At 54.8% G+C, this 1,382-nt stretch carries 1 protein-coding gene; it reads left to right on the top strand.

Annotated elements, in window-relative coordinates; translation table 11 throughout:
* The first annotated feature begins 101 nt into the window (after positions 1–101).
* Positions 102–1,277, top strand: coding sequence for an IS256 family transposase (locus KVT38_RS33355; RefSeq protein WP_217598040.1), 1,176 nt, complete (start codon positions 102–104; stop codon positions 1,275–1,277).
* The last annotated feature ends 105 nt before the right edge of the window (positions 1,278–1,382 follow it).

Raw genomic sequence — 1,382 nt, 5'->3', positions numbered from 1 at the left:
GATGATGTATAAATGTTTGTGTACCAATTTTTGGCCTAGAAAGCACAAAAAGAGTAGGGTATTCTCGGGATTGCGACGTCACCAAGAAGGAGCCCTACTCAATGACTACTATACCCGAAGATGCATTCCAAATTCTACTGGAAAAATCGGTTACCCAGCTCGTTCAGGAAAAGCTGGAGCTTTTGCTCCGCGAAGAAATGAGCAATTACTTCACCGTCGAGCAGCCGGAGTTGCACAACAGCCGAAACGGCCACTACAAACGCACGTTTGAGACGCGCTTCGGTACGATCCGGGCGCTGCGTGTTCCGCGTGACCGGAAAGGCTTGTTTCAGACACGCCTGTTCGAGCCGTACCAGCGCCGTGAGAACTGGCTCGAAGAGGCCATCATCCACATGTACAAGGGCGGCATGAGTACACGCGAAGTAGCAAAGTTCATCGAGAGCATGTACGGCGCACAATACTCGCCAACGACCATCAGCAACATCACAGCGACCGTCATGGAAGACATCGAGCAGTGGCAGAAGCGCCCGCTGGAGAAACGTTACTCGGTGATTTACCTGGACGGCCTATACGTCAAGCTCAGGCGCGATACGGTCAGCAGCGAAGCCGTGTATTTGGCCATGGGCATCGACGAGAACGGCAGGCGGCAAATCCTCGGTTTCTATGTCGGCGGTCACGAGAGCGCAAACGGCTGGCGTGAGGTACTTAAAGACCTCAAGCAGCGCGGCGCTACCGATGTGCTGGTCGGCGTGTTCGACGGCCTGCCGGGGCTTGAGGATGCGTTCCGTGAGATCTACCCGAAGGCCGATGTGCAGGACTGCATCGTGCACAAAGTACGGGCGACTTTTCCCAAAATCCGTACAGCCGACAAGACCGAGTTTCTGACGGACTTGAAGCAAGTATATACGGCCGTCGACGGCGATGTGGCTCGTGCCGTGTTTGACGGGTTTAAGGAGAAGTGGAAGAAGCAGTACCCCAAGGAAGTGAAGTCCTGGGAAGACCAGCTGCCGACACTGCTGACCTTCTACAAGTACCCGCCGCTAACCTGGGCTGCCATCTACACGTCCAACCCGATCGAGCGAATGAACAAGGAGCTGCGCAAACGCCTAAAGCCCATGAACAGCCTCACAAACATTGAAGCCGCGGAGAAGATCATCTACCTGCAGGCCACGGACTACAACGACAAATGGTGCGGCCGAGCGATCCGAGGCTTCGTCGACGTGGATACGAAGGCTGCGTTTGAGAAGATGTACCGCGACCGATACGAAGGGCAATAGCCTCCCGCGCCTTCGCTTGGGCTGTGCTCTCCAGTCGTACAACTATACCTAGGCTGTGCAATTTCGACGAAGAGACCTACTTACACAAACTTCTTGACAGTACCC

The organism is Cohnella sp. GbtcB17, from assembly GCF_019091135.1.
Classification (GTDB): domain Bacteria; phylum Bacillota; class Bacilli; order Paenibacillales; family Paenibacillaceae; genus Cohnella.
This window is presented reverse-complemented; position numbering and strand designations above follow the sequence as displayed.

What these genes read in the sequence shown, in the direction of transcription:
- KVT38_RS33355 (WP_217598040.1), top strand. Translation starts at nt 102, where the DNA reads ATGACTACTATACCCGAAGATGCATTCCAAATTCTACTGGAAAAATCG.